Below are 7625 nucleotides of genomic sequence, written 5' to 3'. Positions count from 1 at the left end.
TGGGTGCGCCGCCGTCGTGGCTGGTCGCGCAGTTCCCCGCGCCCCTAAGGGGTTGCCGGGGACGTCGGCTTCGAAGGGGTCCTCGGTTCCTTGCCCCAGCAGTCCCTCGCCTCTCAGCGCGCCACAGCCTCGGCTCCCTGGCCTCGCTGGGCGCCCCACAGCCCCGGCCCCCGGCGCCTCGCGGCCTCGCCCTCACGCCCTCGGTGCCTCGTGCTCTCGCCCTTGACACCGCTGGTGCTCACTCGTTGGTGAACTCCTCCACCACCGTCGCGCCCAGTTCGCGGACGATCAGTTCGTGGCCGGAGAGGGCGGATTCGTCCAGGTCGGGGTCGTCGTCCTCGGGGATGTCGTCCTCGATGGAGACGGGGGGTGGCTCGGGGGCGGGGGGTCGGGGGGTGGTCGGGCCGGGTGCCGGGGAGGCGGGGCCGCCGGACGGGGGGGTGGAGGGCTGCGGGGCGGGCTGGGTGGGCGCGCTGGGGCGGGGCGCGGGCGAGGAGCCGTAGCCACCGCCGCCGGACGCGCCGCCACCGCCGTAACCGCCGCCGGGAGTACCCGAACCGCCGCCACCGCCGAAGCCCGGAGAGCCGCCCGGAGCCGGGGGTGCGGAGCCGCCGCCGGACGGGTCGACCAGCGACTCGATCTTCCACTGCACGTTGAACTGCTCGGCGAGCGCCGCCCGCAGCACGTCCTCGCTGCCGCTGCTCGCGAAGTTGTCACGCGCCCCGGCGTTCACGAAGCCGAGCTGGAGGGTGGTGCCGTCGAAGCCGGTGACCTGCGCGTTCTGGCTGAGCAGGATCCAGGTGAAGCGCCGGCGGTTCTTCACGGCCTCCAGGATGTTCGGCCAGAGCATGCGGGGGTCGAGGCCCCCGGCGGGGGCGGCCGCGGGGGGCTGGGGGGCCGGGGGCGCGGAGGTGGCGGGAGCGGGCGGGGCCGGCGGCTGGGGACCGGCCGAGGGGGCCTGCTGCTGCGGAGCGCCGGGCGCGGCAGCCGTGGGCCAGCCACCGGGGCGCCGTCCGCCTCCCGCGGGCGCGGCGGTGGGCCAGGCGCCGGGGGCGGCGGCGGCCGGGGCCGCGGCGGGAGTGGGAGCCGGAGCGGCCGGGGCCGGCTGCTCGGCGGGGGTGGGAGCAGGAGCGGGCGCCACCGGAGCGGCAGGCGTGGGTGCCGGGGCAGGCGTGGGCGCGGGCGCGGGCGGGGTCGTACCACCAGCCCCCGGACCGGAAACGGGACCTGGACCGGAAACGGGACCTGGACCGGAAACGGGACCTGGACCGGGGCCCACTCCACCCGGCCCCCCGGCCCCCCGTACCGCCGCACGTGCCGCCGCGGGGCCGCCGCCGGGTGGGACCATCGGGGCCGGGGCGCCGCCGTGGGCCTCCGGGCCGGGGACGTAGCCCATGGCGGGCGCGCCGGTGCCCGCGCTGAAGTGGACGCCGCGCTCGATGCGGTCGAGGCGGGCCATGAGGGAACGCTCGTCGCCGTAGGCGGCGGGGAGCAGGACGCGGGCGCAGATGAGTTCGAGCTGGAGGCGGGGCGAGGTGGCGCCGCGCATCTCGGTCAGGCCCTCGTTGACGAGGTCGGCGGCGCGGCTCAGCTCGGCGGCGCCGAAGGTCGAGGCCTGGGCCTGCATACGCTCCAGGACGTCGGCCGGGGCGTCGATGAGCCCCTTGTCGGCGGCGTCCGGCACGGCCGCGAGGATCACCAGGTCCCGGAGGCGTTCGAGCAGGTCGGCGACGAAGCGGCGCGGGTCGTTGCCGCCCTCGATGACGCGGTCGACGACCTCGAAGGCGGCCGCGCCGTCACCGGTGGCGAAGGCCTCGACGACGGAGTCGAGGAGGGAGCCGTCGGTGTAGCCGAGGAGGGCGGTGGCCATGGCGTACGTCACACCGTCCGCGCCCGCGCCGGCGAGGAGCTGGTCCATGACGGACATGGAGTCACGGACGGAGCCGGCGCCCGCGCGCACGACGAGCGGCAGCACGCCGTCCTCGACGGGGATGTCCTCCCGCTGGCACACCTCGCCGAGGTAGTCCCGCAGGGTGCCGGGCGGCACAAGCCGGAACGGGTAGTGGTGGGTCCGCGAGCGGATGGTGCCGATGACCTTCTCGGGCTCGGTCGTGGCGAAGATGAACTTGAGGTGCTCGGGCGGCTCCTCGACGACCTTCAGCAGGGCGTTGAAGCCGGCCGACGTGACCATGTGGGCCTCGTCGATGATGTAGATCTTGTACCGGCTGCCGGCGGGGCCGAAGAAGGCCTTCTCGCGCAGCTCACGGGCGTCGTCCACACCGCCGTGGGAGGCGGCGTCGATCTCGATGACGTCGATCGAACCCGGTCCGTTGCGCGCGAGGTCGCGGCAGGACTGGCACTCGCCGCACGGGGTGGGGGTGGGACCCTGCTCACAGTTGAGGCAGCGGGCGAGGATGCGCGCGCTGGTGGTCTTCCCGCAGCCACGCGGTCCGCTGAACAGGTACGCGTGATTGACCCGGTTGTTGCGCAGCGCCTGCTGCAACGGGTCGGTGACATGCTCCTGCCCGATGACCTCGGCGAAGGTCTCGGGACGGTAGCGGCGGTACAGCGCGAGAGACGACACGCTTACGAGGTTATAGGCGCCCACTGACAACCGGTCCCGCCGAAGCCCCGGCAACGCAGACGCCCCCCACGCACCCGCCAGAGCCGACCTACCCTTGCTGCCTTCCGGCCCTGGGGGAGTTCAGTCAGATAGCGCCGCGTGAGGGGCTACGCAGAGAGTACCCGATCCGGGCCTGCGGGAACGAGTTCGCGAGCACCCTCCTCGGTCATGTAATGTTCCGACCGGAGGATTCGCCTAGAGGCCTAGGGCGCACGCTTGGAAAGCGTGTTGGGGGCAACCCCTCACGAGTTCGAATCTCGTATCCTCCGCCATGGCTGACCAGCCGAAACGAAGGTCCCGACCGCTGAGTGGTCGGGACCTTCGTCGTTGCGTGGTCTCAGTTTTGGTCTCAGTTCCCAGCGCGGACGGCTGCGGACCTGAGCGGATGGGCTGTAGCGCCCGCCCCGTCGAACAGGTCACAGGGTCGAGCCCGGTCCTCTTTCAGCAGCCCACCGCGGCAGGGCAACCCGACGCTCCCGGCGTAAGCGCTGGCGGATCCGACCGGGCTCAATCCGGGCCAGGAGAGCCCGTGCCACCAGGACCCAATCGACATCCTCGACCTGCGATGACCACTCTGGCCCTAGTCAATCTGCCGAAAGTACGGCCCAATCGGCTCCGCTGGTCTGCTCAGTCGTACACAAGTTCTTGCAGATGCGGGTCGCTGACACCAGTCCACCCGTTGTAGCCAAAGCCTTCCTTGTCAGCCATCTGCACCAGAAGCTTCAGGCTCTCCTCCAGCAGCTCAGGGCTGCCATCGAAGAGCGTCTGGCGCATCCCAGCGTCGCGGGTGATAGCGACCAGTGCAGGCTCGGTGCGCTGTGTCATGTACCGAGCGAAATTCGTATAGAAGTTGCGAGTTGCCGCCTTACCCGTTGCCCCCATAACGACCAGCGCGCCGAGCGCATCGAACTGGCACAGGCTATTGAGCACGGCGTCGTCGTCAGGTGAGGCGTCAGGATGAAGGGCCGGCACTTCCCGGACCGTGTTGTGGGCTGCCGCGATCAGTCCCGAGCTGTGCGAAGCACCGGAGGCAAGTAGACCGGCGCGGGAAGCCGTCGTCAGCCCGTGGCGAAGCCAACTGCCGAACCAGTCGAAGCCCTGGTTGGTTCCCCGTCGGTCGGCGAGTATTCGGACCGCTGGCCACTCTTGTAGCCGAACGGCAAGACCGCCAAGCCCGTAGACCCGCTCCAGCACGGACAACCACAGGCGCGGCCCAGTGAGGGAATCTTGGGCGGACTCGGGAAGGTCGTTGCCGAGGTTGTAGATGGAGAGCAAGGAGTCCGTGCCCTTGGTGGCCCACTGCGTTCGCTCATGGACGAGGCTCAAGGCAGTGAAGCTGGCCACGCGATTCAGCAGGGTGGGCAGGTCTTCAGGCGTGGTGGTGAGAAGCTCTCGGGCCTGTGCCGGGGCGGACAGCAAGAACTGTCGAAGCGGGATGTCGTCCTCGGCGCGCAGGTACTCCAGCACCGCGGCCTCGAACACTTCCTGGTCCAGCTGCCAGGTGAGAGCCGAAACCGATCGTTGACGTACGTGCTGGGCAGCCGCTCCGATAGCTCCCTGGGCTTCGAGTTCCTGGCGCAGCTCCCGGCGCCAGGTCTCCTTACGAGACGCAATGGCCCGCTGCCACACGCCGACCACGTCACTCTGCTTCCACCGCTCACTGGAAGTGCCGTGTCGCACAAAGACGTCACCAGCACGAAAGACGGTGACCTGCTTCTTGCCGTCCTGGTAGGTGCCTTCAACCTGGAAGACACAACATCCATCCGCACTGGGAGCGACGTAGAGCAGAACGAGCCACTTGCCGTCGAGACAGTGGGCAGCCGTGTGCATCGTGAGCGTCGGGATGTACTTCTGCAGCTTGGGCCGCAGCGTCGCCTCGTCGAAGCCACGAGTCTGGTCCTCGGAAAGCCGACCGGTGGGGTTGCCGTGATCGTCAGCGCCGATGACGAGGTATCCGCCACTGGGCTCGGCCTGCATAGCCGCAACGTCCTTGGCGATATCCACCAGGTCACGCCGCTCAGACAAGTCGAGCGCTTCCTTGTAGTCGAGAGCTCTCTGCTCCGACGCCTCCGCCAACAGCTCCCGCAGCTTCTCCTCAGTCACCACAGGCTCTACAACCACAGCCACGCGCCAGCCCCCATCCGCACAGTCCAACCGCTGCATGTAAAGGGACTCATCCTAGGAGAACGGACGGGCTCAGAGCGTTCTTCGGCGAGCTCTCGTCGAGTCGGTCAGCCCTTAATGAATAGGTGATCAAGGTCATGTGCGGGACAGCTCGCAGAGCGGTACAAGGCCATCGAAAGAGCTATCTGAAAGTGGCTCGACGCCAACGCCACTCGTTCGTGGACGGAGTCCGTGGCCGGATTTCTCCCTAGTAGGGTCGGGAGCGTGACCACTCCTCTGCTCTCTGACACCGACCTGCACGCGCTTCCCGCCCTTCCCGCGGAGGCTGTGGAGCACGGCGAGGTCTTCACGCGACGCTGGGTGGTCGACCTGATCCTCGACCTCCTCGGCTACACGGCCGACAAGGACCTCTGTGACGCGCAGCTCGTCGAGCCGGCCTGCGGCACAGGTGCGTTCCTTGCCGCCGTCACCTCGCGAATCAGTGCCTCGTGCCGCACGCACAATCGCCCGCTCGAAGATGCGCTCGCAGCGGTCCGAGCTCTGGACCTACTGGATCGCAACGTGGCGCAGAGCCGTGTAGTCGTCGAGGAGCAGCTGGTGGAAGAGGGGTGGCAAACCGAGGAGGCCCGCCAGGTGGCAGCCGCCTGGGTCAAACAAGGTGACTACCTTCTCCAACCCGATGCAGACCACCGAGCCGACTACGTGGTCGGCAATCCTCCATACATCCGTCTGGAAGACGTCCCCGACGATCGGATGGCGGCCTACCGCAGAGCCTGCTCCACCATGGGTGGCAGAGCGGACATCTATGTCGGCTTCTATGAGGTCGCTCTGCGAAGCCTCAACCCCGGAGGGCGACTGGGCTTCATCTGCGCCGACCGCTGGATGCGGAACCAGTACGGCCGTCGGCTCCGCCAGCTGGTGACCAGCCACTTCAGCATGGACCTAGCCCTGGTCATGCACGACGTGGACGCTTTCGAAGATCAGGTTTCGGCCTACCCGGCGATCACGATCATCTCGAACCGGCCACAGGGCGAAGCAGTGGCAGCGGACACGACTCGGGCGTTCGGCAGAATCCAAGCCCGCGAGTTCGCCGACTGGCACGCAAAGCCCGCATCGGAGTCGGTCACCACTACGACGTTCCAAGCCGCCCGCATGCCGCACTGGTTCCCGGACGAGGACTCGTGGCCGGCGGCCTCGCCGGCCAGACTGGCGGTTCTGGAGGAACTCACCGAGCGTTTCCGGCTGCTGGAGGACGACAAGACCGGGACGCGTGTCGGTATCGGCATCGCCACTGGCGCCGACAAGGTCTTCCTCACGAAGGACCAGGACTTGGTCGAGAGCGACCGGCTGCTGCCCATGGCCATGGTCCGCGACACCACGAGCGGCACGCTCAACTGGAACGGTACGTACCTGGTCAACCCGTGGACGGCCGAAGGCGACTTGGTCGAGCTCTCCGCCTACCCGCGGCTCGCCGCGTACTTCGAGGAGCACGGGGCTGCCTTGCGGAAGCGCTACATCGCGGTCAAGCAGCCTAAGCGCTGGTTCAAGACGATCGATAAGGTCGATCACCGTCTGACGCGACGGCCCAAGCTGCTGTTTCCGGACATGAAGCTGACGATCCATCCGGTCCTGGATCAAGGCGAGTTGTACCCTCACCACAACCTGTACTTCATCGTCTCGGACCTCTGGGACATGCGGGTACTCGGTGGCCTACTGCTGTCCAAAGTCGCGGAAGCGTTCGTGGAGGCGTACGCGGTCAAGATGCGAGGGGGAACGCTCCGCTTCCAGGCGCAGTACCTCCGCAAGATCCGCGTGCCCCATCCGGAAGCAATCAGCGAGAGCGACAAGACCGCCCTAGCGGAAGCGTTCGACAAGCGCGACGTGAAGGCTGCCACGGAGGCCGCCCTGCGTGTCTACGGACTCGTCGAGCTGCCCGACTAGGGAGGGAACGGATCTTGACGGTCACCCGCCAAGACTTCGAGGACGCTATCGCTCAGTACTGGGGGGCCAAAGCGTCACAGAACGATCTTTCAGCCATCAAAAATGCTGTTGGTGCCGGCACCGCGGGATCTGTCCGCGGCGGCAAGCACTTCGACAGCGTGGCCGGTCTGATCGCCAAGTTCTTCCTGGAGGCGGGGTATCCGAAGGAATCGATCCGTGTAGACAAGGATCTCGAACTTCCAGGCCACTACCGCCCGTTGAAGAAGTGGGACATAGTCATCGCCCACGAAGGAACCCTCATCGCCGCCTTCGAACTCAAAGCTCTCGGTGGCCCCTCCTTCTCGAACAACTACAACAACCGGGTCGAGGAAGCGCTGGGGAGCGCAGTCGACCTGCAACGTGCAGCACTCACGGAGTGGTACCCCGGATCACGGCCTTGGCTCGGCTACTTCTTCATCATGGAGGACCATCCCAAGTCAAGGAACGCGGTCCGCCTGGCCTCGAACCCTGCGTACCCCCCGGAGGACATCTGGCAGGGCACGTCTTACCAAGACCGCTTCGCGATCTTCTGCAAGAGGCTGCTGGAAGAAGGGCTCTACAACACGGCCTGCTACATCACCTCCTCCAGGGACAACCCCAGCCCTGGAGAGCCCGAGGAAGCGTTGGACTGGCGCCACTTCTCCGCAGCGATCACGGGTCGGCTCGCAGAAATGAAAGCGCTGGGGATCCCCGCGGCCAACGCCAGCCAGCAGCACACTGACGGACTGTTCTAACCTGCCCCATACATGGCTGGCCCGGAGCGCGACCTGTCCCGGGCCAGTGTCAGCCCTCGTCTGTAGCCTCTAGGCGGTGTCTTCAAATGATCATTGCTGGTAGATCATGGTGTCGTGATACGTCGCCATGAACTGTCGGATGCCGAGTGGGAGTTCGTCCGGCC

Annotated in this window: 4 protein-coding genes, 1 tRNA gene and 1 other RNA gene; 3 read left to right on the top strand and 3 right to left on the bottom strand. The window is 67.6% G+C overall.

Translation table 11 applies throughout. From position 1 onward, the window contains the following. Window positions 1-238: 238 nt before the first annotated feature. Window positions 239-2584: a DNA polymerase III subunit gamma and tau gene (locus AC069R_RS28175; protein WP_478769595.1), complete on the bottom strand. Its 2346-nt coding sequence runs from the start codon at window positions 2582-2584 to the stop codon at window positions 239-241. Window positions 2585-2639: 55 nt separating this feature from the next. Next, window positions 2640-2734, bottom strand: an RNA gene (gene ffs / locus AC069R_RS28170) — signal recognition particle sRNA small type. A 73-nt stretch (window positions 2735-2807) separates the two neighbouring features. Here ffs and AC069R_RS28165 point away from each other — a divergent pair. After that, window positions 2808-2895: transfer RNA gene (locus tag AC069R_RS28165), tRNA-Ser, on the top strand. Between the two features lie 355 nt (window positions 2896-3250). Here the strand turns inward: AC069R_RS28165 and AC069R_RS28160 are convergent. Then, on the bottom strand, window positions 3251-4726 hold the full coding sequence (locus AC069R_RS28160; RefSeq protein ID WP_478769594.1) for an AlbA family DNA-binding domain-containing protein: 1476 nt from the start codon (window positions 4724-4726) through the stop codon (window positions 3251-3253). Between the two features lie 285 nt (window positions 4727-5011). On the opposite strand from AC069R_RS28160, the gene AC069R_RS28155 reads away from it, so the two are divergent. Beyond that, entirely contained in the window at window positions 5012-6688 is a 1677-nt protein-coding gene (locus AC069R_RS28155; protein WP_478769593.1) for an Eco57I restriction-modification methylase domain-containing protein, read from the top strand. Between the two features lie 14 nt (window positions 6689-6702). After that, complete coding sequence (locus AC069R_RS28150) at window positions 6703-7461, top strand: PaeR7I family type II restriction endonuclease (protein ID WP_051783757.1); 759 nt, start codon at window positions 6703-6705, stop codon at window positions 7459-7461. Window positions 7462-7625 lie beyond the last annotated feature (164 nt).

The sequence above is a fragment of the Streptomyces sp. NPDC043952 genome (assembly GCF_056435325.1).
Note: the sequence above shows the minus strand (reverse complement) of the source record. Positions and strands in the feature narration are given on the sequence as shown.